Source organism: Bacteroides salyersiae, from assembly GCF_031172035.1.
Lineage (GTDB): Bacteria > Bacteroidota > Bacteroidia > Bacteroidales > Bacteroidaceae > Bacteroides > Bacteroides salyersiae.
Window position 1 is genome coordinate 2,698,302 of the sequence record NZ_CP133452.1, and the last position, 26,027, is coordinate 2,724,328.

Annotated in this window: 24 protein-coding genes; all 24 read left to right on the plus strand. The window is 36.2% G+C overall.

What is annotated here, in order from left to right; genetic code table 11:
• The first annotated feature begins 1,056 nt into the window (after window positions 1–1,056).
• The 24 genes from RB604_RS09670 to RB604_RS09785 all read left to right on the plus strand — a co-directional run bounded on the left by RB604_RS09670 (window position 1,057) and on the right by RB604_RS09785 (window position 25,864).
• A complete protein-coding gene (locus RB604_RS09670; protein ID WP_055295145.1) occupies window positions 1,057–1,608 on the plus strand; it encodes a UpxY family transcription antiterminator in 552 nt (183 codons plus the stop codon).
• A gap of 81 nt (window positions 1,609–1,689) precedes the next feature.
• The gene (locus RB604_RS09675) at window positions 1,690–2,172 is read left to right on the plus strand and encodes a UpxZ family transcription anti-terminator antagonist (protein WP_055295149.1); all 483 of its coding nucleotides are present in this window, start codon (window positions 1,690–1,692) and stop codon (window positions 2,170–2,172) included.
• A gap of 40 nt (window positions 2,173–2,212) precedes the next feature.
• Window positions 2,213–3,004: a polysaccharide biosynthesis/export family protein gene (locus RB604_RS09680; protein WP_021936612.1), complete on the plus strand. Its 792-nt coding sequence runs from the start codon at window positions 2,213–2,215 to the stop codon at window positions 3,002–3,004.
• 18 nt (window positions 3,005–3,022) lie between these two features.
• A complete protein-coding gene (locus tag RB604_RS09685) occupies window positions 3,023–5,461 on the plus strand; it encodes a GumC family protein (protein ID WP_055295157.1) in 2,439 nt (812 codons plus the stop codon).
• 87 nt (window positions 5,462–5,548) lie between these two features.
• Window positions 5,549–6,520: an SDR family oxidoreductase gene (locus RB604_RS09690; RefSeq protein ID WP_055295162.1), complete on the plus strand. Its 972-nt coding sequence runs from the start codon at window positions 5,549–5,551 to the stop codon at window positions 6,518–6,520.
• Window positions 6,521–6,540: 20 nt separating this feature from the next.
• On the plus strand, window positions 6,541–7,806 hold the full coding sequence (locus RB604_RS09695) for a nucleotide sugar dehydrogenase (protein ID WP_055295167.1): 1,266 nt from the start codon (window positions 6,541–6,543) through the stop codon (window positions 7,804–7,806).
• Between the two features lie 4 nt (window positions 7,807–7,810).
• Entirely contained in the window at window positions 7,811–8,434 is a 624-nt protein-coding gene (locus tag RB604_RS09700) for an acyltransferase (protein WP_172680694.1), read from the plus strand.
• A 7-nt stretch (window positions 8,435–8,441) separates the two neighbouring features.
• Window positions 8,442–9,890 carry an oligosaccharide flippase family protein gene (locus tag RB604_RS09705; protein ID WP_172680695.1) on the plus strand — a complete coding sequence of 483 codons (1,449 nt, stop codon included), beginning with the start codon at window positions 8,442–8,444 and terminating at the stop codon, window positions 9,888–9,890.
• Entirely contained in the window at window positions 9,890–10,495 is a 606-nt protein-coding gene (locus RB604_RS09710; RefSeq protein WP_055295182.1) for an acyltransferase, read from the plus strand. Before RB604_RS09705 ends, RB604_RS09710 begins: the two co-directional genes overlap by 1 nt.
• On the plus strand, window positions 10,492–11,679 hold the full coding sequence (locus RB604_RS09715) for an O-antigen ligase family protein (protein ID WP_055295184.1): 1,188 nt from the start codon (window positions 10,492–10,494) through the stop codon (window positions 11,677–11,679). The genes RB604_RS09710 and RB604_RS09715 overlap by 4 nt, the downstream gene beginning before the upstream one ends.
• A 7-nt stretch (window positions 11,680–11,686) precedes the next feature.
• On the plus strand, window positions 11,687–12,760 hold the full coding sequence (locus RB604_RS09720) for a glycosyltransferase (RefSeq protein ID WP_055295186.1): 1,074 nt from the start codon (window positions 11,687–11,689) through the stop codon (window positions 12,758–12,760).
• The gene (locus tag RB604_RS09725; protein WP_122281994.1) at window positions 12,757–13,989 is read left to right on the plus strand and encodes a glycosyltransferase; all 1,233 of its coding nucleotides are present in this window, start codon (window positions 12,757–12,759) and stop codon (window positions 13,987–13,989) included. Before RB604_RS09720 ends, RB604_RS09725 begins: the two co-directional genes overlap by 4 nt.
• A gap of 4 nt (window positions 13,990–13,993) precedes the next feature.
• A complete protein-coding gene (locus RB604_RS09730) occupies window positions 13,994–15,049 on the plus strand; it encodes a polysaccharide biosynthesis protein (RefSeq protein WP_005932691.1) in 1,056 nt (351 codons plus the stop codon).
• 108 nt (window positions 15,050–15,157) lie between these two features.
• On the plus strand, window positions 15,158–16,303 hold the full coding sequence (locus tag RB604_RS09735; protein ID WP_055295191.1) for a capsular polysaccharide biosynthesis protein CapF: 1,146 nt from the start codon (window positions 15,158–15,160) through the stop codon (window positions 16,301–16,303).
• 13 nt (window positions 16,304–16,316) lie between these two features.
• Window positions 16,317–17,501, plus strand: a complete 1,185-nt coding sequence (gene wecB, locus RB604_RS09740; protein ID WP_055295227.1) for a non-hydrolyzing UDP-N-acetylglucosamine 2-epimerase — start codon at window positions 16,317–16,319, stop codon at window positions 17,499–17,501.
• A 3-nt stretch (window positions 17,502–17,504) separates the two neighbouring features.
• Complete coding sequence (locus tag RB604_RS09745) at window positions 17,505–18,710, plus strand: glycosyltransferase family 4 protein (RefSeq protein ID WP_055295193.1); 1,206 nt, start codon at window positions 17,505–17,507, stop codon at window positions 18,708–18,710.
• 11 nt (window positions 18,711–18,721) lie between these two features.
• A complete protein-coding gene (locus RB604_RS09750) occupies window positions 18,722–19,330 on the plus strand; it encodes a sugar transferase (RefSeq protein ID WP_055295195.1) in 609 nt (202 codons plus the stop codon).
• Window positions 19,331–19,336: 6 nt separating this feature from the next.
• The gene (locus RB604_RS09755; protein WP_055295197.1) at window positions 19,337–19,984 is read left to right on the plus strand and encodes an acetyltransferase; all 648 of its coding nucleotides are present in this window, start codon (window positions 19,337–19,339) and stop codon (window positions 19,982–19,984) included.
• Between the two features lie 21 nt (window positions 19,985–20,005).
• A complete protein-coding gene (locus RB604_RS09760) occupies window positions 20,006–20,227 on the plus strand; it encodes an acyl carrier protein (RefSeq protein ID WP_055295199.1) in 222 nt (73 codons plus the stop codon).
• Between the two features lie 2 nt (window positions 20,228–20,229).
• The gene (locus tag RB604_RS09765) at window positions 20,230–21,288 is read left to right on the plus strand and encodes a 3-oxoacyl-ACP synthase III family protein (RefSeq protein WP_007478488.1); all 1,059 of its coding nucleotides are present in this window, start codon (window positions 20,230–20,232) and stop codon (window positions 21,286–21,288) included.
• Window positions 21,285–22,046 carry an SDR family NAD(P)-dependent oxidoreductase gene (locus RB604_RS09770; RefSeq protein ID WP_055295201.1) on the plus strand — a complete coding sequence of 254 codons (762 nt, stop codon included), beginning with the start codon at window positions 21,285–21,287 and terminating at the stop codon, window positions 22,044–22,046. Before RB604_RS09765 ends, RB604_RS09770 begins: the two co-directional genes overlap by 4 nt.
• On the plus strand, window positions 22,024–22,644 hold the full coding sequence (locus RB604_RS09775) for an MBL fold metallo-hydrolase (RefSeq protein WP_005924889.1): 621 nt from the start codon (window positions 22,024–22,026) through the stop codon (window positions 22,642–22,644). Before RB604_RS09770 ends, RB604_RS09775 begins: the two co-directional genes overlap by 23 nt.
• Before the next feature lie 14 nt (window positions 22,645–22,658).
• Window positions 22,659–23,798: a DegT/DnrJ/EryC1/StrS family aminotransferase gene (locus RB604_RS09780; RefSeq protein WP_055295203.1), complete on the plus strand. Its 1,140-nt coding sequence runs from the start codon at window positions 22,659–22,661 to the stop codon at window positions 23,796–23,798.
• Between the two features lie 506 nt (window positions 23,799–24,304).
• Window positions 24,305–25,864: a PD-(D/E)XK nuclease domain-containing ATP-binding protein gene (locus tag RB604_RS09785; RefSeq protein WP_055295205.1), complete on the plus strand. Its 1,560-nt coding sequence runs from the start codon at window positions 24,305–24,307 to the stop codon at window positions 25,862–25,864.
• Window positions 25,865–26,027: the final 163 nt, after the last annotated feature.

The window sequence follows — 26,027 nt, forward strand, 5'->3', positions numbered from 1 at the left end:
TGCGTTTACTTTAATAAGATTGTATTTTTTTGAATTAAGGCCGCAATGTCGGGATTATATTTGGATAGAACTAATCGCTCTATTTAACATAAAAAATCGCCTTTTGGGCGATTTTTTATGTCTCCTTTTTTCTATCTCTATTTTCTTTTCATACTATTTAAAATTCTTCTCACTTCTGTTACTAATGATTTGTATTCCATTTCTTTGTAAGTTCCATGATCTCTATATTCAATGCGGAATATTCTTCTGATTTCTTTGGCAATGTCAGTAGCGGTTGTGATGTTTCTTTTTTCATCTGTCAACGAACGAGTAAGTGCTTTTATCAATTCTCCTTTGGCTATTCTGATAACTGTCCTGTCATCAATCGGTTGTTTGTCATGGCTTTGTGCTTTAATACTGCCTTCTATGATTATTCCATCGGTGAGTTCGATTTTAATGTGTCCACTAAAATCCGTTTTTTTTCTTCTTTGCTTGTCATTTTTTTAGGTTTTAAATGATTTTTATATCGTGCAAAGATTGTTAAAAATGATGATTCGGAGATGATTAAATGATGAAAAAATTGAGAAAAGTACTTTTACGGAATATAATATTGATATTTTGGACTTTATTTTTCCTAAAAGTGTTTCAATAAACGTTCGTTTAATGGCACAAAAATATATACTATTCTCGAATGTGCAAAATATTTCCCAATAAAAAGTATTTGTATTTTTTCATAATTGAATATATTAAATTAATTATCAATATATTACAATATAAAATTATATGTATACCATTAACAATAAATCGTATTTCAATATATTAAGAAAAGCCGAAAAATAAGTGTGCCATTAAACGAACGTTTATTGAAACACTTTTATGTGTCAAATATCTCGTTTATAGTGATTTGTGCACTAAATTGAACAAAACTTTGTGCATTACATATTTCTCTCCTCCTGTTTATCTCCTGGGATAGGGATACAGTTGAGAGCCAGTGTACTAAAATATTAAATTTTTGTTTTATACACGCTTGACCGAAAGTAATTCTATAATTTCGGTGTCCCTAAAGAATATCCATTCGTGAACAAATCTACCGATGTGTTTTGGTATCCGCTCCGTGTTACCTATAGCCGTGAACTTCTTTTGAAGGAAGCTCTTGATGCCGAAAATATCGAGAACTTCATTCCGATGCATTACGAGTATGTGAAAAAAGCAGATCGTAAGGTGCGTAAATTAGTGCCCGTAGTGCACAATCTCGTATTTGTTCATAGTTCACTTGCGTGTATCGATCGGATAAAACAATCTGTCGGACTTTCTTTAGCCGTCCGTTATATTATCGATCGTGAGACCAATCGGCCTCTTATTGTACCGGATTCGCAGATGCGTAGCTTTATTGCCGTTTCGGGCAATTATGAAGAGCAGATCGTTTATCTCGACCCTGCTGTCACCGCTTTACAGAAAGGTGACCGTGTTCGTATCACCGGTGGCGTTTTTGAGGGAGTTGAAGGAATTATTCTTCGTGTCAAAGGCGATCGTCGTGTATCAGTCTGCATCAAAGGAGTTATGGCGGTGGCTACTGCTTATGTTCATCCTTCTTTAATGGAACTTGTTTCCGAACCTGTTCATAAATAGCGACCTGTTCATTTGGACTCTATCCATATTGATTTTATTTCAATTGTAAATAGTCATCGTTCAATCTAAATATTCAAATATATGTCTTTGCAATCACAAATTGACGCTCTGTGTCATGTTACCAATGAGCTTCTCAATTTAGGTTTTGATGGCACTCCTCTTTATTCCAATCGTTTTTGTGAATTGAATACGGAGGTTTATCGTCAGTCCGAGGCTCTTTTTCTTTCACATGGTTCTACTGCCGAAGAAGAAGCACAGCTCTGTTATGCTCTGCTGACCGGTTTTCATGCCACCATCTATGATCATGGTGATAAGAATCAAAAAATACAATCTATTCTTAACCGTAGTTGGAACGTGCTCGAACAGCTTTCTGTTTCGTTGTTGAAATGCCAGCTTTTAGTAGCCTGCTATGGTGAGGTTTATGATGAGAAACTGGCCCAAGAAGCGCATGCCATTATCGATACTTGGAAAGATCATGAATTGTCTCCGGCAGAGTTGGAAGTTTCTGAATATCTGAATAGTTTGGAAACTAATCCCTGGACAGCTTGGGAACTGGATGAATAATTAAGATAAATAACGGTAAGAAATCATTAATAGCTATTATATGAGAATGAAATTTCTGAATAATTGTTTGCTGTGCTTATTGGCACTTTTGGCATCCTGCTCTGCTCCTAAAGAGGTACTTTATTTGCAGGATATTACCTCTTTGAAAGAGGAAGTCATTGATAAGAACTATGAAGTAATCATTCATAAAGATGATTTATTGGCTATTCTGGTGAATAGTAAAGATCCGGAATTGGCATTACCGTTTAATATGCCTGTGGTTACTTATCAGATAGGTGCTCAAACTTCTGTACAGCAGCGTTTATTAGGCTATTTAGTTGATCAGAATGGCGATATTGATTTTCCTATTTTGGGTAGGTTTCATGTAGAAGGGTTAACCCGTATGCAAGTAACTGAACTTATTAAGCAAAAACTGATGGAAGAGGATTTGATAAAAGATCCTATTGTCACTGTTCAGTTCCTGAACTTTAAAGTATCTGTGATGGGTGAAGTGGCTCGGCCGGGTACATTTGATATTTCCGGTGATAGAATAACCTTGTTGGAAGCTTTGAGTATGGCAGGTGATTTGACCATTTATGGTCGTCGTGACCGTGTAGCTGTTATTCGTGAAAAGGATGGCAAGCGCCGTATTCTTTACCATGATCTTCGTTCTTCTGATATTTTTCAGTCTCCCTGCTATTATTTACAACAGAATGATATTGTGTATGTAGAGCCTAATAAAGCGAAGACAGGGCAGAGTCGCATTAACTCTAATAATTCTGTGGGGGTTTGGTTGTCTGCTGTTTCCGTATTGGCTTCCATTACTTCTTTGATAGTAACTATGTTTAAATAATTCAGATAACAAAAGATAATGAGCGCTGAATATAAAAATAATGATATCCGTAAACAGGAGTCAGAAATTAATATCACCGATATTTTTCATCTTATACTTGTTAATTGGTATTGGTTTGCATTGTCGATTTTGGTTTGTGGTGGAATCGCTTTTTTTTATTTGAAATCTTCTTCAAAAATATATAGTCGTAAGGCATCTGTTCTTATTCGTGACGATTCTAAAAGTGGTGGAATGAGTGAATCGGCTGCTTTTGCTGATTTGTCTCTTTTTGGTGGTAAACGCAATGTGGATAATGAAGTGCTTGTTTTTCAGTCTCGCCATCTGATGGAAGAAGTAGCTCGTCGTTTACATTTGGATATGAGTTATAAAGTGAAGAATGGTTTACGCAGTGATGAACTTTATACTCATTCACCGGTTATAGTTTCTTTCCCGGATGCGGAAGAACGTCAGGTTATAAAAGTGTCAGTTACTCCTATCGATTCCGTTACGGTACATCTGTCTGATTTTTCGTTATCGGTAGGTGATGGGGTGATTCGCTCGGAAGAGTTTCTTGAGGTAAATTTGAATGATACTATTATTACTCCCATTGGACCAATTGTTGTTACTCCTACGTTATATTATACGGATGTTTTTTATGGTAATCCTGTAAATGTTGTTAAATCCAATATAGAGAGTATTGTTGAAAGTTATCGTAGCAAACTGAATGTTTCTCTTGCCAGCAAGACGGCTACTATTATCAACTTGGTTTTGGAGGATGTATCTACTGCCCGCGCAGAAGATATTCTGAATATGCTTATTGCTGTCTATAATGAGGATGTGATTAATGACAAGAATCAGATAGCTGTAAATACATCCAAGTTTATCAATGAGCGTCTGATTATCATCGAACGTGAACTTGGTAGTGTAGATGCCAATATCGAAAGTTTTAAGCGTGAAAATCAATTAACCGATATAACCTCCGAGACGGGTATGTACCTTCAGAACACTAGTCGTTATCAACAGGAGGGACTTAGCTTGGAGAATCAGTTAAGTATTGCCAAATACATTAAAGAATATTTGACGGATCCTCAGAAAAGTTCAGATTTGATTCCTGCCAATACGGGTATATCAGATAACAGTGTTGAATCTCAGATTAAGGAATATAATGACATCTTGTTGAAACGTGATAAATTCGTAGTAGGTAGTAGTAGCAAAAATCCGATTGTGATGGATTTGAATAATTCTCTGAGTGCTATGAAACAGACTATTATTCGTTCGGTGGATAATCTGATTGTAGGTTTAAATATTCAATTGAAAAACATTCGTGAGCAGGAAGAACAGACTACAAAACGCATTGAGGCTGTGCCTGCACAGCAGAAATATGTACTCACTATAGAACGTCAGCAGAAAATTAAGGAAGAACTCTATCTTTATTTGTTGAATAAGCGTGAAGAGAATGCTTTGACACAGGCTATTACGGAGAGTAATGCCCGTATTATAGATTCTGCTTCGGGCAGTAGTATTCCAGTAGCTCCTAAGACAATGATGATATTTATGGCTGCTATTGTTCTTGGTATGGGCATTCCTATGGCGATACTTTGGTTATTAAATGTGACGGATACCAAAGTTCGGACTCGTAAGGAATTGGATGAAGTTCTGACTATTCCTTTTTTGGGTAATGTTCCTCGTCGAGGAAATCAGAAAGGCGAAAATACAGATAGTATTATTGTACGTGAGAATGGGAGTGATTCTATTTCAGAAGCTTTCCGTATTATTCGTACGAATATGGATTTTATGCATGTGAAGTCGGAGAGATTACAGGTGGTCATGTTTACTTCTGCTAATCCCGGTGCCGGAAAGACTTTTGTTTCAAGCAATCTTGCTATGAGTATTGCTCAGACAAATAAAAAAGTGGTTTTAGTGGACGTTGATATTCGTAAAGGTACCTTGAGTGGTATTTTCTCTAACCCCTCCAATCGTATGGGATTGACTCATTATTTATCCGGTCGAACAGATAATCTGAATGATATTATTGGTGCTAGTGAAGAATATGATAAACTTGATATTATTTTCTCTGGTCCCGTACCTCCCAATCCTGCAGAATTACTATTGAGCGATCGTTTTGATCGCCTGATAGTAGAACTTCGTAAACGTTATGACTATATTATTGTGGATAACGTTCCTGCGGGTATGGTAGCTGATGCTTCTATTGTAAACCGTGTGGTTGATCTTACCATTTTCGTAGTTCGCTCTGGTGTGATGGATCGTCGCCAATTACCGGAACTTGAGAATATGTATCGTCAGGAACAACTCCGTAATATGTCTGTGATATTAAATGGTATTCCTTCAGAGCATAGAGGTTATGGCTACAGTTATGGCTATGGTTATGGTTATGGTTACGGCTATGGTAATAATATTCACAAGCAGGGGAAAAAGAGTAATTTAAAGAAGTTTTTCTCTCGTTTTTTGAAGTGTTAATGAATTTGTCTTTGAAAGATTCACATAAGGTATTTTGTGCGTGATTTGTAATACATGTGTTTTTACTAATATATAGAATAGAATTTTATGGTTAAGGTTTTAGTAACGGGTGGTGCTGGCTTTATCGGTTCTAACCTTTGTGAGTATTTGTTGGCTCATAATTATAAAGTTGTTTGTTTGGATAATTTTTCTACAGGAAAAATAGAGAATCTATTACCTCTATTGTCTGCGTATCCGAATAAGTTTAGGTTGATTGTTGGAGATATCCGTAAGTTATCCGATTGCCAGAAGGCGGTAGAAGGTGTTGATTATGTGTTACATGAGGCTGCTTTAGGCTCTGTCCCTCGTTCTATAAAAGATCCTATCACTACGAATGAGACCAATATTTTTGGCTTTTTAAATATGTTGGTTGCAGCTCGTGATGTTGGAGTAAAACGTTTTATGTATGCGGCTAGTTCTTCTACTTATGGAGATAGTAAATCTCTTCCCAAGGTGGAGGATGTGATAGGTAGACCTCTTTCTCCATATGCTGTAACTAAATATGTTAATGAACTTTATGCCGATGTGTTTTCTAAAATTTATGGTATAGAATGTATTGGTTTACGTTATTTTAATGTTTTTGGTCGACGTCAGGATCCTTTTGGTGCATATGCTGCTGTCATTCCTTTATTTGTAAAGAAACTTATGGCTCATGAGAGCCCAGTGATTAATGGTGACGGTGAGTATAGTCGTGATTTTACTTATATTGATAATGTTATTCAGATGAATATGTTAGCTATGACTACTACCAATTTAGATGCTGTGAATCAGGTGTATAATACAGCTTTCGGTGAACGCACTACTTTGAATCAATTGATTAGTTATTTAAAAGAATTTTTGAGTGAGTTTGATCCTGAAATTGCTAATATAGAGGTGGTTCACGGCCCAAATCGTTTGGGGGATATTCCTCATTCTTTAGCATGTATTGATAAGGCTGAAAAACTTTTGGGTTATCATCCTCAATATAATATGCGTGATGGTTTGAAAGAAGCAGTTAAGTGGTATTGGAATAATATTTAAATTACTATTAAGATAAAACTATGAATGAAGTTAGAATTTGCGTAATCGGTCTTGGTTACGTGGGACTTCCCTTGGCCCGTCTTTTCTCAACTAAGTATAAAACAATCGGCTTTGATATGAATCAGGCACGTGTGAACGCTTTGATGAAAGGTCATGATGCTACATTGGAAGTTCCGGATGAATTGTTGCAATCTGCTATTGCTGGCGGATTTAAGTGTACTGCTGAAATTGAAGATATCCGTGATTGTAATTTTTATATTGTTGCTGTTCCTACCCCAGTAGATAAGAATAATAATCCTGATTTGACCCCTCTTTACGGTGCCAGTACAACTGTTGGTAAAGTTATTTCTAAGGGTGATATTGTTGTTTATGAATCAACCGTTTATCCAGGTGTAACAGAGGATGAATGCATTCCAGTAGTAGAGAAGATTTCCGGTTTGAGGTTTAATGTAGATTTTTTTGCTGGTTATTCTCCTGAACGTATTAATCCGGGTGATAAACTTCATACTGTGGAGAAGATTAAGAAAGTTACTTCTGGTTCTACTCCGGAAGTTGGTCGAAAGGTGAATGCAATATATGCTTCTGTAATTACGGCCGGTACTCATTTAGCTCCTACAATAAAAGTAGCGGAGGCAGCGAAAGTAATAGAAAATTCTCAGCGTGACATTAATATTGCTTTTGTAAATGAATTATCTAAGATTTTCAATAAAATGGGTATTGATACGCAAGATGTATTAGAGGCTGCTTCTACAAAATGGAATTTCCTTCCTTTTAAGCCGGGGTTGGTTGGTGGCCATTGTATTGGTGTAGATCCTTATTATTTGGCCCAATGTGCTCAACGTTATGGTTATAATCCTGAAATTATTTTAGCTGGTAGAAGGATGAATGATGGTATGGGTGAATATGTGGCAAATGAGGTTATTAAATTAATGCTGAAAAAAGGCATACAAGTTTTGAATTCAAACATCTTGATTTTAGGTTTTACATTTAAGGAGAATTGTCCTGATATTCGTAATACAAAGGTGATAGATATATACAAGGCTTTAAAAGAATATAATGTAAATGTTCTGGTTTATGACCCATGGGCTGATTTTTCCGTTGTAAAAAGAGAGTATAATATTGATATTATTAGTGAATTAGATAAAGAGAAAGTTGATGCTGTGATTTTGGCAGTAGCACATGAAAAATTTAGAGATTTTAATATAACCTCGTTGGTGAAAGTTAATCATGTGATTTTTGATGTAAAGGGGGCAGTGGATCCTAACTTTATTGATGGAAGGTTATAGTGTTATGATAGGATTAATAAAAAAAATATACCATAATTTTCAGTTACGAAATGCAAGACGACATGTGCTAGCATCTGTAACAATAGGTGAAAATAGTATCATATCTGCGCCTGCACATGTGAAGTTACTATATGGTTCGGATAAGGAAGACATAAAAATAGGAAGCTATTTTAAGTTTGTAGGTGAATTGATTTCTTCCCATCATGGTAAAATAGAGATAGGCGATCATTGTTTAGTTGGTCCTAATTGTGTAATTGGAGCTGTAAACTCTGTAAAGATAGGAGATTATGTACGGTTATCTACAAATGTTATAATGATAGATAACAATAATCATTCTGTTAATCCTGTTGATCGTAAGATAATGAACTCTGTAGATTATTCATCCCCATATCGTAGTTGGAAGTATACAGTTTCTAAGCCGATAGTTGTTTGCGATAATGTATGGATCGGTCGAAATTCTGTGATAAATAAGGGGGTTACTATAGGTGAGAATTCAATAGTTGCAGCATGCAGTGTGGTAACAAAGGATGTGCCGGCTAATTGTATAGTAGCAGGCAATCCAGCAAAAGTTGTAAAAATAGATATAGATAAAGAACCAAGATTGATTCCGGATAATGGTGAATTATAAGAAACAGATGGGAGCATTGATAACAGGGCAGATGTTTTCACTCCTATTGAATTTTCTACTTCCATTGATTCTTGTACGTATACTTACAAAGAATGATTATGGAGTATATGCGCAATTTAATGTTATATTGTCGTTTTGTACTGTTTTTTTTAGTTTTGGTTTATCTTCGGAGTTATATTATTCATATCCATCTGCAACAGAGAGAGAAAGACGAATTTTAATTTTTCAGTCATTATTATTGTTGTTTATAGCAGGAATTGTGGCTTTTGGTGTTTTGTATATACCTGTAATAAAACAATATATTATTTCAGATGGATCTTTTTCTAATAATTATCTATATTTAGGTTTAGCTGTATGGTTTTCTGTTCCGGAGATTCTAATAACTGCGTTGTATGTATTGAATCATGATAATAAAACAAGTGCATTATTTTTACCATTAATGACAATTCTTAGGCTTATTTTGATATTAATTTTGTATTTGAAATGGCCAAAGATTGAATCTATTTTTATTGCTATTGTAATAAGTATAGCGATTAAATTTTTCTATGTTTCTTTCTATGCTTTTGAGTTAATAAAGAAAAATGAGGGAACTCGGCTGATTGATAGGCATATATTGCAGGAACAGTTAAAATATTCTATTCCATTGGGAATTGCTAGTTCTACACGAGTTTTTGTACAACAAATGGACAAATTGATAATTTTGGCATTTGTTTCACCTGCAGCATATGCTATATATTCTATTGCGTTTTATGGAGTACCAGGACTTACTCAAGTATATTTGTCTATTTCTCAAGTATATATACCTAGGATGGCTGCTGCCTATAAGAGTAATGATTTAAATAATGTAATAACTTTATATCATTCTATGGTGTCTAAGACTTTATCGTATACGATTCCTATTGTCTTGATCGTCATTCTATTTGCAGACCCAATTATTCCATTTGTTTTTTCCTCAAAATATATAGACAGTATTCCTTATTTTCAGTTATATTTGCTTACATTTATAGTTTCATCTATTGGATGTGGAAATATATTAAGAGCAACAGGTGAGACTAGAAAATCATTATTAGCATATGTTTATACTGCTATTATATTAATTCCTTTTACCTATCTCGCGATAAAATTTTATTATTTAAATGGGGCTATAGTGGCGGCGATATTAGGAAGTATATTACCTAAATTATTATTATCTATGTATGATGCAAAGGCTATAAGAATTTCCATTTTTAGATTATATCCTTGGAAAATTATATCAAAGATATTTTTGATTTCAATATTAATTCTTATTCCATTTATTTTTATTTATCTGTATGTTGGTCATCAAAATTTTTGGCTTTCATTAGTTTGGATAGTGCTTTATTTGATAATTGTTTCTTGGGTACAAATGTATAATAATGTTTTTGTAATAAATTATGCGGGTTTACTTTCGTTGGTAGATAAAATTATAAGGAAATAATGAAGAAAATAATAATTAATATTGTTGGAGTCATATTAGATGTTTTTTATCGGATTTATTGTAAATATAGAGTAGAACGAATTTGTTCTTCTTTTTATTCTTTTGGAAAGCGTTCTAATATCATTTATCCTTTTATAATCCAAGGTGAGAAAAATATATATATTGGTGAGCATGTAAATATACGTGCATATTCTACTTTGTCGGCTATTAATGCTAAGATAGTAATAAAAAAGTGGACTGGAGCTGCTCCTTATTTATATATTTCAACAGGAAATCATCGTATGATACCAGGACGTTTCTGTATGAGTATAACAGATGCTGAAAAAGGAGACGGTTATGATGCAGATGTTATTGTAAATGAAGATGTTTGGATTGCTTCAAGAGTTACTATATTAAAGGGAGTCACTATAGGTCGAGGAGCTATTATTGCTGCGGGAGCTGTTGTAAATAAAGATGTGTTACCTTATTCGCTTGTGGCTGGTGTACCAGCCAAATTTGTAAAATTTAAGTGGACAATGGATCAAATATTGGAGCATGAGAAAAAGTTATATGCCGCTGAAGAACGTTTTACTATTGAAGAATTAAAACTTTTTGGAATCAAATGATTATCGCTCGTGTAAAAAAGAGTATTCAAAATCTGACATTTAATAAAATATTTATTTCCTTGTTTTTGATCGTCTATTGTGGGTTATATTATCAAGAATATGTTGCTCTTATTGCATGCTCTTATGCTTTACTCGGAGGAGCGTTTATTTATAATTTAATTAAACACAGAGGGCTGATTTATAAAGATTTCATTGTATTATGTTTGATTTTCGTGATATATAGCTTTTTTTCGTCATTATGGGCGGAGTCTTTTGATACCTCTTATAACTCTGTCATACAATTAAGTAAAAGTGCTGTTGTAGCTATTTGTTTTATTACGTTGATTGACTCTAAAGAACATTTTAAATGGGCTTTGTTTATTCTTTCGCTTTCAGGAATTATATATGCTTTGCTTTACTTAAATCATGTTGATATATCTTCACTTGGTGCTAATCGTATTATGGCAGAAGGTGATTTTCTTCCTAATGTAAATACTGTGGGATTAATAATAAGTTTTTCTTTTGCTTATTTTATTTATATGTATTTTCTTGATAAGAAATATGTATATATGGCTTTAGCAGGATTGGCTTTTATAGTAACCTTTTTTTTAGGTTCAAGAAAATCAATTATATCATTATTTATATGCGTTTTTTTAATGTTTATCAAACTACAGAAAACATCAAAATTGAAAATATTATTTCTTCTTGTCCTTTTGATTGCATTATTACTTTTTTATGTGCCTATAGAATATTTAAATTTTATTTCAGAGCGATTAGCTCAATTGAGTTTTTGGTCGTCTAAAATGTCAGAAATTGATTCAAGTGATGAAACAAGGGTTCGCCTAATAGAATATGGATTGACATATTGTATTGAGAGTCCAATATTGGGGCATGGTTATTATAGCTTTTCGCAGCTGTTTAGAAAGGACTGTGGAATCATATTGTATTCACATAATAATTTTATTGAGACATTTGTAGGTGGAGGGATTATTGGCTTTTTTATTTATTACAGTCTTCACGGAATTATTCTAAAAAGAATTGATTTAAGAAAGGCTCATTTTGATTATGGATACTTGTTGTTTGTTTTATTGATGATTTTACTTTTTAATCACTTTAGTATAGTTGTTCTTCAAGATCGTTTTGTCTGGTTACTACTGACAGTTTTATTTACTGGTTCTATTTATTATAAATATAATTTATTGTAATTTATCTATGCAGATAGGTTTTCTTGTAGATAAAATCGCTTTTGGAGGTGGAGAGCGAATTTTGAAAATGTTAATTGATGAATTTTGTAAACGAGGGCATGTGATTTCAATTTATAGTTGGAATAAAGAGTGGCTTTCTTTTAATAATATTCATAATTACAATATATATGTGTTACCGGGTGAACCGATTGGTGTAAAAGGGAAGATAATTGCTTATAGAAATTTGAGAAGACAGATGTTGCTTACACGACCTGACTGCTTAATCATTTTTAGTTTGGGATTAGCAGAAATAGGTGTTTTTGTAGCGAAAACAGTTTGTGTCCCAACTATTTTATCAGAACGTGTAGATCCCAAATATTTACCTCAATCTAAAATCCATCGTCTTTTGAAATTGTTAGTTTATCATTTTTGTGATGGAATAGTTTTTCAAACGGTGCAAGTTAAACAATATTTTTCAAAGTCTATTCAAAAGAAAAGTATTGTAATTCAGAATCCTATCATGGATGATAATTTACCTGTAGCTAATGATAATAGTGCTGAAAAAGAGATAGTTGCTGTCGGTAGGTTATCTATAGAAAAGAATTATAAATTACTAATTAGAGCTTTTGCTGAATTGAATATTCCAGAGTATCGATTGAAAATTTTTGGTAAGGGTCCATTATTTAATGAGCTGTCAGATTTGATAGATTCTTTAAGGATGAATGATAAAATTATATTAGAAGGAAGTGTAGATAGAGTTGTTGATTTTATTCGGAATTCGGATATATTTGTTTTGTCATCTAATCATGAAGGAATGCCTAATGCTTTAATTGAAGCTATGGCAATGGGGTTAGCATGTATCTCTACAGATTTTTCTTCAGGAGGGGCTAGAGCTCTGATAACTAATAATGAGAATGGGATAATTGTACCTGTAGATGATCTTTTTTCGTTAAAAAATGCAATATTAAACGTAGTATTTAATACGGATTTAAAGCAAAAAATAAAGGCTAATGCTGTGAAAATCAGAGAAACTAATTCTAAAGAAAGAATACTTCCTATTTGGATAGAATATATTAATACTATTTTACAAAAAAAAGAATGAAAATTGCATTTTTATTTGGATTTTTTCCTAAAGAAATTTATTCAGAAATAATTGTTAATAGTAAAGGGGTAATACAATATGCTGCAGACGCTTTACAGAAATCTTTTATAGAAGGACTTGGTACTTTAGGTACTAACATTGAGATATTTAATCTTCCATATATAGGATCTTATCCATTGAGATATAGCAGTTTATACTCTCGTTCTGTATGTATTGAATATGTTACTCAGAAAGGGAATGTTATATCTGGTAAGAACATAAGCTTTTGTAATTTGATGGGATTAAAAATGTATAGCAGGTATTATAATGTAAAAAAAAGTCTAAAAAAGTGGTGTGAAGATAATAATCAAGAAGAAAAAGTAATTATAATTTATGCTATACATACACCTTTTTTAAAAGCATGTGTGGAATTAAAAAGACGTTATGGTGTTTCATTGAAAATTATATTGATTGTACCTGATTTACCTGAACATATGGGAGGGCATAAATCTTTTTTGTCTGCTTATGTGCATGCACTAAATAGGGAAGTCTTGAGGAAACTTTATGTTGATATAGATGGTTTTGTTTTATTAACTAAATATATGCAAGAAATGTTGCCTATAGAAGGTAAGAAATGGACAATAGTTGAGGGAATTTTTAATAATATTCAAGACGATATAAAGACGATAAATCAGACTTTTGAGACTCAAAAAAAATATATATTTTATTCAGGAACACTTGCTAAAAGATATGGAGTTTTGAACTTAGTAAAAGCTTTTCTCATGTTAGTGGATACAAATGTCTGTTTGGTAATTTGTGGTGCTGGTGATGCGGAAAGTGAAATTCTTGATTATGCAAAGAAAGATGAGAGAATTGTGTTTAAAGGGCAAATTCCTAGAAATGAAGTATTAAAATTACAACGGAATGCAAGTTTGCTTGTAAATCCACGTACTCCAGAGGGAGAGTTCACTAGATATTCTTTTCCATCAAAAACAATGGAATATTTGGCATCAGGAATTCCTACTTTGATATATAAATTACCAGGTATTCCAGATGAGTATTATCAATATTGTTTTTCATTAGAAGATTTAGGTGTAGAAGCTCTTGCAAATAAAATGATGGATATATTAAGATTGGATTGTAATGAGTTGATAAGGATTGGTTTAGAAGCTAGACGGTTTATTTTAGATAAGAAGAATCCTATTTCACAGTGTGAAAAGGTTATAACACTAATAAATTCTTTAATGTAATATTATGTCCATATTCAAAGACAAAGTCCTGTTAATTACAGGTGGTACGGGTTCTTTTGGTAATGCCGTACTCAGACGTTTCTTAGGTTCCGATATTAAAGAGATTCGTATTTTTAGTCGTGACGAGAAGAAGCAGGATGACATGCGTCATCAGTTACAAAACCCCAAGGTTAAGTTCTATATTGGTAACGTCCGCGATCGGCAGTCTGTGGACGGTGCCATGAGAGGTGTTGACTATGTTTTTGCTGCTGCTGCCTTGAAGCAAGTTCCTTCTTGTGAATTTTTTCCGTTACAGGCAGTACAGACGAATGTGATTGGTACAGACAATGTATTGGAGTCTGCCATAGCACATGGTGTAAAGAATGTGGTTGTCCTTTCTACCGACAAGGCTGCTTATCCGATTAATGCTATGGGAATCTCCAAAGCTATGATGGAAAAAGTAGCTATTGCTAAGGGACGTGCTTTGGGAGAGGGTGCATCGACAACTATCTGTTGTACCCGTTATGGTAACGTAATGGCTAGTCGCGGCTCAGTTATTCCTTTGTGGGTAGATCAGATAAAGTCTGGTAATCCCATCACCATAACCGATCCTAATATGACCCGTTTTATGATGACACTTGACGATGCCGTTGATTTGGTCATGTACGCTTTTGAACACGGTCATAATGGTGACTTATTCGTTCAGAAAGCTCCCGCCGCGACATTGGATGTTTTGGCACAAGCTTTGAAAGGATTGTATAATGCGGATACGGAAGTCAGAACTATTGGTACCCGCCACGGTGAGAAACTGTATGAGACTTTAGTAACCCGTGAAGAGATGGCAAAGGCCATTGACATGGGTGAGTATTACCGTATTCCTTGTGACACGCGTGATTTAAACTATGATAAGTTCTTCACAGAGGGCAATGAGGATGTCGCTCGGATTGAAGATTATCATTCCCATAATACTGCTCGTCTTGATGTGGAGGGAATGAAGCAGTTGTTGCTTAAACTTCGTTTTATCCGTGAGGATCTGGGTCTGACAGAGAAAGCCAAATCTTCTGAAATAAAAAGTGAATAAACAAATCCTTTCCTGACCGTCCAGACGCTTTTCTTTTTAATCTCTTGATTCATTTTTTCTGAGCGTTTTACTTATGAACGGCGGAATATCATTCAAACTAATTACTTTATGAATATTTTAGTAACCGGCGCCAAAGGTTTTGTCGGTCGTAATCTGGTGTCTCAATTACACAATATCCAATCGGGCAAGGCGAAGAACTATGGCGTATTTTCGGATATGCAGGTTTTTGAGTACGATGTAGACAGCGACCCTTGCGAACTGGATGTCTATTGTAAAAGAGCGGATTTTGTCTTTAATCTGGCAGGTGTTAACCGTCCCAAGGATCAAGCTGAATTCATGCAAGGCAATTTCGGTTTTGCTTCCGCTCTACTTGATACCTTGAAAAAGTATAATAATTCCTGTCCTGTAATGATCTCCTCTTCCACTCAGGCCGCTTTGGACAATCCTTATGGCGAATCCAAACGTGCGGGTGAGAATCTTTTGTTTGATTATGCACGGGAGACAGGTGCACGTGTTCTTGTTTACCGTTTTCCGAATGTGTTTGGTAAATGGTGCCGTCCAAATTATAACAGTGCCGTTGCCACTTTTTGTAACAACATAGCCCATAATCTTCCGATTCAGGTCAATGATCCTTCTGTCATGTTGCATTTGGTTTATGTGGATGATGTGGTGGATGAATTGATTGCCGCTTTGAGTGGGAATGAGCATCGTGAGGGAGACTATTGCGTTGTCCCTATTGTACACACAGTTACTTTAGGGAAAATTGTCGACTTGCTTTATTCTTTTAGGGAAATGTCCGGTAATTTGCAAGTTCCCGATCTGGGTGATCCGTTCACTAAGAAGCTTTATTCCACTTATTTGTCATATTTCCCAAAGGATAAGTTTAGCTATCCTCTTAAAATGAATGTTGATTCTCGGGGGAGTTTTACGGAAATTATTCGTACTCCGGATCGTGGGCAGTTCTCTGTGAATATCTCTAAACCGGGAATTACCAAAGGTCAGCATTGGCACCATACGAAGAATGAAAAATTCGTTGTTGTCAGCGGACACGGCCTGATCCAACTTCGTAAAATTGGTACGGATGAGGTGCTGAACTATGAGGTGAACGGTGACAAGATTGAAGTTGTGGAAATGATTCCCGGCTATACCCATAACATAATTAACCTTTCGGATACGGAAGACCTTGTGACATTCATGTGGTGCAATGAATGTTTCGATCCTGCCCGTCCCGATACTTTCTTTGAAGAAGTTTAATAGAATGACCGATATGAATATACGATTAGATTATTCCGATATTAAGTTTCAGGAGAACGGTAAACTGAAACTGCTGATTATTGTAGGTACCCGTCCTGAGATTATTCGTCTTGCTGCGGTGATCAACAAATGCCGTGTGTATTTCGATTGTATCCTCGCCCATACGGGGCAGAATTACGATTATAACCTGAACGGTGTCTTTTTCCACGACTTGAAGTTGCAAGCTCCGGAGGTCTATATGGATGCTGTAGGAGATGACCTTGGTGCGACTGTGGGCAATATAATCAATTGCAGTTATAAGTTGATGGTTCAGACTTGTCCGGATGCACTTTTGGTATTAGGAGATACGAATAGTTGTCTTTCGGTAATCGGTGCCAAGCGTCTTCATATTCCTATCTTCCATATGGAGGCCGGTAATCGTTGTTTTGACGAATGTCTTCCAGAGGAGACGAATCGGCGTATCGTGGATATCATTTCTGATGTGAATATGTGTTATTCGGAACACGCCCGACGGTATTTGAATGCGTCCGGAATCGCTAAGGAACGCACTTATGTGACCGGTTCTCCTATGGCTGAAGTACTTCATGAGAATTTGAAGGATATTGAGGCTTCGGATATTCACAGTCGTTTGGGGCTTGAGAAAGGTAAATATATTTTGCTCTCTGCTCACCGTGAAGAAAATATTGATACAGAAAAGAATTTCCTTTCTTTGTTTACAGCTATAAATAAATTGGCAGAGAAATATGATATGCCTATTCTTTATTCCTGCCATCCACGTAGTCGGAAACGTTTGGAAATGAGTGGCTTCGTATTAGATAGCCGTGTGATTCAACACGAACCTCTGGGTTTTCATGATTATAACTGTCTTCAGATGAATGCTTATGCGGTTGTATCAGATTCGGGTACTTTACCTGAGGAAAGCTCTTTCTTTATTTCTGTAGGCCATGCTTTTCCGGCAGTTTGTATCCGTACTTCCACAGAGCGTCCGGAGGCATTGGACAAAGGTGTGTTTGTCTTGGCGGGTATTGACGGGCAGTCGCTGCTTCAGGCTGTGGAAACTGCTGTGGATATGAATAACAATGGTGATCATGGGTTACCGGTTCCCGATTATACGGATGAGAATGTATCTACGAAAGTAGTAAAACTTATTCAGAGCTATACGGGAGTGGTCAATAAAATGGTTTGGAGAAAATATTAGTCAATGAATATCATTTTTTTGACTGTCAGCCGGATTAAGGAAATAAAATCGAGAGGTATTTATACTGACTTGATGCGTAAGTTTCGTGATGAGGGTCACAATGTTTATATTGTGACTCCTTATGAACGGCAGTTTGCCTTGCCTACATCTTTATCTGAAGTGGATGGTATCCATTTATTGGGGGTACGAACTCTGAATATTCAGAAGACGAATATTATAGAAAAAGGAATAGGAACTATTCTATTGGAGACTCAATTTAATAGAGCTATCAAGAAGTATCTTAGTCATGTTAATTTTGACTTGATTCTTTATTCTACACCTCCGATTACATTTACTGATGTGGTCAGAAACTTAAAAAAAGGAACTTCTTCTGCTATCTCTTATCTTCTATTAAAAGATATTTTTCCTCAGAATGCCGTGGACTTGGGAATGTTTTCGAAGAATAGCCTTATTTATTGGTATTTTCGGCAGAAAGAGATTGGTTTGTATAAGCATGCTGATTACATTGGTTGTATGTCTCCTGCAAATGTGGAATTTGTATTGAGGCATAACAGCTTTCTTGTCCACGAACGTGTTGAGATAGCACCTAATAGTATTGAATTAAAAAAGGATCCTATTAATATTGACAGAGAGAGTATCCGTAAAAAATACGATCTTCCTATTGACAGACCGATATTCATTTATGGAGGGAATTTAGGTAAACCACAGGGAATTGATTTTTTAATTCAGTGTTTAAATGCAAATTGCCAAAGAAATGATTGCCATTTTTTAATTGTAGGTAATGGTACGGAATACCACAAGTTGGAAAATTGGTTTATCAATACCAAGACCGATAATGTATCTTTATTTCCCAGACTTCCTAAAGAAGATTATGATGCTCTGGTACAATCTTGTGACATAGGTTTGATATTTTTGGATCATCGTTTTCAAATTCCCAATTATCCTTCTCGTTTACTATCTTATTTGGAATATAAAATGCCTATTATAGCCGCAACGGATATAAACACGGACATTGGTACAATTGCGGAAAAGAATGGTTATGGATATTGTTGTGAGAGTAAATATGTAGAAAGTTTTACGGCTTGTGTAAATAAGTATATTACGACTCCTGATACTATTCGAAAAATGGGAGAACGCGGTTATCAATTTTTATTGGATAATTATCAAGTAGATAGTACTTATCAGAAAATAATTTCTCATATAAAGTAAAAAAACGACGTATGTATAAAAGTTGTTTTAAGCGTGTAATTGACTTTACTATTGTTTTTGTAGTTCTTTTACTTATTTGGCCTTTTTTACTTATTATAAGTATTTGGCTCCATTTTGCCAACAAAGGAGCTGGAATTTTCTTTTTCCAGGAACGTCCAGGGAAAAATGAAAAAATCTTTAAAGTAATTAAGTTTAAAACAATGACCGATGAACGGGGTGCCGATGGCAAATTATTACCGGACTCTCAGCGAATTACTAAAATCGGCAAATTGGTTCGTTCTACTTCTGTTGATGAACTTCCTCAGTTAATCAATGTCTTGAAAGGCGACATGGCATTGATTGGTCCCAGGCCGTTACTGGTTCGTTATCTTCCGCTTTATTCGAAGGAACAGGCGCGCAGGCATGAAGTCCGTCCCGGTATTACCGGCTGGGCACAGGTGAATGGGCGTAATGCAATCAGTTGGACAAAGAAGTTTGAACTTGACGTGTGGTATGTGGATCATTGTTCGTTATGGCTGGATCTGTGTATTATTTTTAAAACAATAAAAAAGGTATTCATACGGGAGGGGATTTCTCAGGAAGGGCAGACCACGATGGAACCTTTTAATGGTAAGAATTAGTAGATTATGAAAGATATTGCAATTTATGGATTTGGGGGATTTGGCCGGGAAATAGCTTGTGTCATCAATGCCATCAATCAAGTTACTCCGACGTGGAATTTTATCGGCTATTTTGATGACGGGCATTCTGTTGGAGAAGCGAATAAATATGGCAGGGTTTTGGGGAATATGGAAACTGTAAATCAGTACAATGGATCACCACTTGCTATTGTAATGGCTATTGCTTCTCCTGCTGTATTGCAAAACATCACAGGCAGGATTCATAATCCTTGTATCTATTTTCCTAACATTATAGCACCTAATGTTCTTTTTTTTGATGAGGAGTCAATTCGTATCGGACAGGGAAATGTAATTACATTCGGAGGAAGGGTAAGTTGCGGTGTCACAATCGGAAATTTCAATCTGATGAATGGCTGTGTCTCATTGGGACATGATGTTACAATCGGAGATTGTAACGTGATGCAGCCGGAGGTTCGAATATCCGGAGAAACAAATGTCGGTAATGCTAACTTTTTAGGAGTCAGGTGTACTGTATTGCAAGGATTGACAATAGGAAATAGTGTGAGGATAGGAACCGGAAGCGTTGTTATGAGAAAAACAAAAGACGGCATGAGTTATTTTGGTAACCCAGCGAAAATGATAAGAATACAATAACTAATCAATAAAATAAACGTTATGGAAGAGAAATTTATAGAATTAATCAAAGATGTTTTGGAAATTGAAGACCGTGAAATAAATATGAATGATAATTTTCGGGAATATGAAGAATGGAGCTCATTAGCTTATTTGTCTGTTATTGCAATGCTGGACGAGGAGTACGATTGCCAAATAGAAGAAGCTGATTTTCGTAAACTACAGACAATTGGAGATTTGTATAACGCTGTAATAAAAAAATAATAATGGCCTTTTTGCAATATGAAGGAGTAGGTATTACTGCACTGGCGGCAGCTGTACCTCGCACTGTGATAAATAATTATGAGTATACCCAGTATTTTCCGGCTGATCAGGTAAAAGAGGTTGTGGATAAAGTGGGAATATTTGAACGTCGGTTTGCTGATGAGAATACCTGTTCTTCCGATTTGTGTTATGCTGCGGCTGAAAAGTTGATTGCCGATAATAATATAGATCGATCGGAAATAGATTTGCTTGTGTTCATATCTCAAACCCCTGATTATAGAATGCCGGCTACTTCGGTTATTTTGCAGGATCGGTTGCACTTGTCTAACTCTACGATTGCGTTTGATATAAATTTAGGTTGCTCGGCATTTATGTATGGCATGAGTGTGGTATACGCTTTGATGCAACAAAAAGGATTGCGTAAGGCTTTGATTTTGGATGGGGAAACACGCTCTAAAGTTTACTCTCCAAAAGATAGACGTACTGCATTTCTTTTTGGCGATGGAGGGGTAGCTGCATTGGTAGAGAGAGGTGAATGTTTTGGTAAAAGTTATTTCTCACTGAATTCGGACGGATCACGTGAAGGACTTATTAAGGTTGATGCGGGAGGTTACCGAAAAATGAGTTCTGTAGAGACTGTGAAAGAGCGCGTTGTTGATGAGTATGGTAATATACGTAGTGAGGAACAGGGATATATGCATGGAGGGGATGTCTTTAATTTTGTGATAAGGGAAATTCCTAAAGATATTAAGGCACTGCTTGCATATGCGGAAACTGATAAGGATGAATTTGATTATATGGTTTTTCATCAGGCGAATAACTTTATTAATTCTTATCTGGCTAAAAAGCTTAAGTTGGACACAACTAAGATTCCTTCTACTATAGCCAAATACGGAAACACTTCATCTGTTTCTGTTCCTTTGACCATTGTAAGCGAGCTTAGAGGGAAATTGGATGGTGATAAGAAGTTATTATTGAGCGCTTTTGGGGTTGGTATGACTTGGGCTACTGCAATAATTAACTTCAATAATTGTAAAATTAGTGATATCGTGGAGGTATGAATCCCTTTGATCTGAGTAATAAGGTGATTTGTGTGACTGGTGCTTCTTCCGGTATAGGCAGACAATGTGCTGTAAGTTGTAGCCGGATGGGGGCAACTGTAGTTCTGTTGGCGCGTAATGAACAACGGTTACATGAGACTCTATCAATAATGGATAATCCGGATAAGCATGTTATTATTCCTGTTGATTTGACAGAGTATGCCACGGTAGAGTTGGTGGTTAAGAATATCGTAAGTCAGGTTGGAAGAATTAGCGGAGTATTACATTGTGCGGGAATCTCGACCACGTTACCTTTAAAGTTGGTTACTCCTGAGAAATTGGCTGAGTTCTTTCAAGCAAATGTTTTCTCAGCCTATAATCTGACAAGGGAGGTTTGTAAGATGGGGAACTTCTCAAAGGAAGGGGGGAGCATTGTCTTTTTTTCTTCTGTAATGGGAAAGGTCGGTGAAAATGGAAAATCTTTATATGGGATGACTAAGGGGGCATTAGTTTCCGGTACACGATCTCTGGCTTGTGAACTTGCAAAGAAAAAGATCCGTGTTAACACGGTTTCTCCTGGAGTTGTTATTACTCCTATTAATTATAATTTACCTCATATTGCTGATCCCGAAAGAAGAGCTGTTTTAGAACAGCAGCATCTCCTTGGGTTGGGTGAAACGGAAGACGTAGCTAATGCATGTATTTACCTTTTGTCCGATGCTTCAAAATGGGTGACAGGTATTGATTTGTGTGTCGATGGAGGATATACTGCCAGGTGACATGGAAGTGACGCAAATTGTAAATAGGGTATATGCTTCGAATTCTTACATATTGTACCGGTTTCAGCACGATGAAGCATGGTTGGTGGATGTAGGAGATGCGGACGTTATTATCCGATGGATTGAAGAACATTCAAAAAAGTTGAAAGGGGTATTGTTGACTCACACTCATTTTGACCATATTTATGGATTGAATCAATTACTGGATAGGTATCCGGATATGATAGTTTTCACTTCACCGGAAGGCCGGGAAGGATTGTATTCTGATAAATGGAATTTTTCTCGATATCACCATTGTCCGTTTATTTATGCGGGAAGTAATGTGTGTATTTTGTCGGATAAACAGATAATGGAGTTGTGGCCTGGTGTTATGTTACACATAATTAAAACACCTGGTCATGATTGGAGTTGTTTGACTTACAAAATTGGTAGTTGGTTGTTTACGGGAGACTCTTACATACCCGGCTTAAAAGTCGTGACGACTTTTCCTAAGAGTAATCGGATAGAAGCTGCAAAATCTACAGAAATAATATTGACTCTTGCTGATATAACAAAAATCTTTCCTGGTCATGGGAATGTCGAATCTGTAACTAATTAAGTAATAATAGAACAATGGACAAACGAATTTATCTTTGTCTCGCTCATATGAGCGGTAAAGAACAGGGTTTTATAAAGGAAGCCTTTGATACCAACTGGGTAGTTCCTCTTGGTCCTAATGTGAATGCTTTTGAGGAAGAACTTGAAAGTTTTGTAGGTGATAATAAAAAAGTAGTGGCCTTGTCTGCCGGTACGGCTGCTATCCATTTGGCATTGATCCAATTGGGGATACAGTCCGGTGATGAGGTGGTCTGTCAGTCTTTTACCTTTTGTGCTTCCGCCAATCCGGTTACTTACTTAGGCGCTACGCCTGTATTTGTGGATAGTGAAGAGGATACCTGGAATATGAGTCCGGTTCTTTTGGAAAAAGCGATTAAAGACCGGATAGCGAAGACAGGTAAGAAGCCCAAAGCGATCATTCCCGTTCATCTTTATGGCATGCCGGCAAAGATCGATGAGATTTGTGCGATAGCTGAGAAATATGAAATACCTGTATTAGAGGATGCTGCGGAGGCTTTAGGCTCGGAATTTAATGGGCGCAAATGTGGTACGTTCGGTACATTCGGCGCTTTGAGTTTTAATGGTAATAAAATGATCACGACTTCCGGTGGAGGCGCTTTGGTCGTAGCGGATGAAGCTGCCAAGAAACAGACGATGTATTATGCTACTCAGGCTCGTGAACCATTTCCGTACTACCAACACGAACATATCGGATATAATTATCGTATGAGTAATATCTGTGCCGGTATCGGTCGTGGGCAGATGACGGTTCTGGATGATCATATCGCCCATCACCGGCATGTACATGAATTGTACGAGAAGGCTTTTGCCGATATGGAAGGTATTACTTTAATGTCTAATCCGGACAGCCGTTTTAATGCGAATTATTGGTTGTGCACAATTCTGATCGATAAGGAACTTACGGGGTTTGATTATGAAGAACTGCGGGTAACTCTTGATACTAAGGGTATCGAGACACGGCCGTTGTGGAAACCTATGCATTTGCAACCGGTATTCAAGAATAATCCCTGTTACATAGACGGTACTTCCGAAAAACTGTTTAATAAGGGACTTTGTATCCCTGCAGGTCCTTGTGTAACGGATGAGGATGTAGCTTATATAGTTACAGAGATTAAAAACTGTATGAAGAAATAAGTTCTTGATGAGTACTTTTTTGAATTTACTGAAAGGACTTTTCTTATTTTTCTGCGTTCCCTATTTTGTTTGGAAGCAGAAGAAAACGACCGTATAAAGTAAACATTGAATTCGTTCAATGCTTTCTTCCTTACTAATAAAGATTTAGATGACGTAAGGAATGCCGGATTACTCTGATGTGAATCATAGTAATTCTGCTTAATATTATTGTTTGTTTGTGTAGCCCTCCTTTATAAGGCCTGGCGTGGTTTATTAAATTAAAGGAGGGCCTTTATTTGGATGTATCCTTTTTAAAATAATGATGCTGCATTCTTTTCATCTCAAATGTAGCTATCAATAGCCAAATTTCTCCGTTTTATGGAGGAGTTTGGCTATCTTTGATTTTAAAGATCTCAAAAATCATATTTGTATTCCATTTATACAGGAAATTTATTTTTGTCATATCCGCTATTAAAATGGGACTAATCCTGTATATTTGTGAGTGAAACGTTAATTGAATAAGTGTTATGGCTAAGCTTTATCCTATCGGCATACAGAACTTTGAAAGTTTAAGAAAAGATCGGTATTTTTATATTGATAAGACGAAACTTGTCTATGAATTAGCTAATACCGGTCGATATTATTTTCTGAGCCGTCCCCGTCGCTTTGGGAAGAGTCTGCTTATTTCTACTTTGGAAGCCTATTTTCAAGGAAAGAAGGAGTTGTTTCAGGGCTTGGCTATAGAGCAATTGGAGAAAGATTGGACGAAATACCCTGTTTTGCATTTGGATCTTAATGCCCGGAAATACGACAAAGAAGAATCTTTGTTGCAAGAGTTGAACAAGCATCTGGAAAAGTGGGAGCAAGAATATGATTCCCCTTATGCAGACCGTGCACCGGAAGAACGCTTTTATTGGGTGATTCAAAAAGCATTTGAGAAGACAGGACAGCGGGTGGTTGTTTTGGTGGATGAATATGATAAACCGATGTTGCAAACTATTGGTAACGAGGACTTGCAGGAGAAATATCGCAATGCATTGAAACCTTTTTACGGGGTGCTGAAAAGTTTGGATGGCTATATCCGTTTTGCTCTTTTGACGGGTGTCACGAAGTTTGGCAAGGTCAGCGTGTTCAGTGACTTGAATAATCTGAATGATATCTCTATGGACAGGAGATACGTGGAACTATGTGGCATCACGGAATCAGAAATTCACCGTGATCTGGAGCCTGATCTGTATGAACTTTCCGAATCTCAAGGGATGACATATGAACAGACGTGTCAGGAGTTAAAGGAACGTTATGATGGTTATCATTTCACTTACAACTCCGTGGGGATATACAATCCTTTTAGTCTGCTCAATACATTTTATAAGATGTCGTTCGGCAGTTATTGGTTCGAGACAGGTACTCCTTCTTATCTGGTGAAACTCTTGCAACGTGATCATTATGACTTGCAGCGTTTGGCACATGATGAAGCCACTTCCGATATGTTGAACAGCATTGATTCTGCTTCAAGAAATCCTCTGCCGGTGATCTATCAGAGCGGTTATCTGACTATCAAGGGATATGACGCACGCTTCGATCTGTACCGTTTGGGATTTCCCAATCGCGAAGTGGAAGAGGGTTTTATAAAGTATCTGCTTCCTTTTTATGTCAATATGGACGAAGGGAAATCCATATTTCATATATCCCGTTTTGTTTATGAAATAGAGCACGGCGATTATGATGCTTTTCTCTGTCGCTTGCAAAGTTTCTTTGCCGATACTCCTTATGAGCTTGTACGCGATTTGGAGTTGCATTATCAGAATGTTCTTTTTATCATCTATAAATTACTCGGCTTTTATGTTCAGGCGGAATACCATACTTCCAATGGTCGTATCGATATGATATTGAAAACGGATAAGTATGTTTATGTGATGGAGTTTAAATTTGATGGTACGGCCGATGAGGCTTTGAAGCAGATAGAAGAAAGATATGCCGTTCCTTTCCGAAAAGATCCAAGGCAATTGATCGTAATAGGGGTTAATTTTAGTTCGAAGACGAGAAATATAGATGGTTGGAAAGTAAAAGCAGATGAAAATCTGTGAAAGTAAAATGCTGATATATAAATAATTGTAAAATTCCTCCGTTGCTAATTACTTCGGAGGCATTTTTTTGCTTGGTGCACTGAAAATAAAACTTCACCTTTGTATCGTTGATCAACAAAACAAGTGAATGAAAAAAACGATTGGTAACATTAAAAACAGGAGG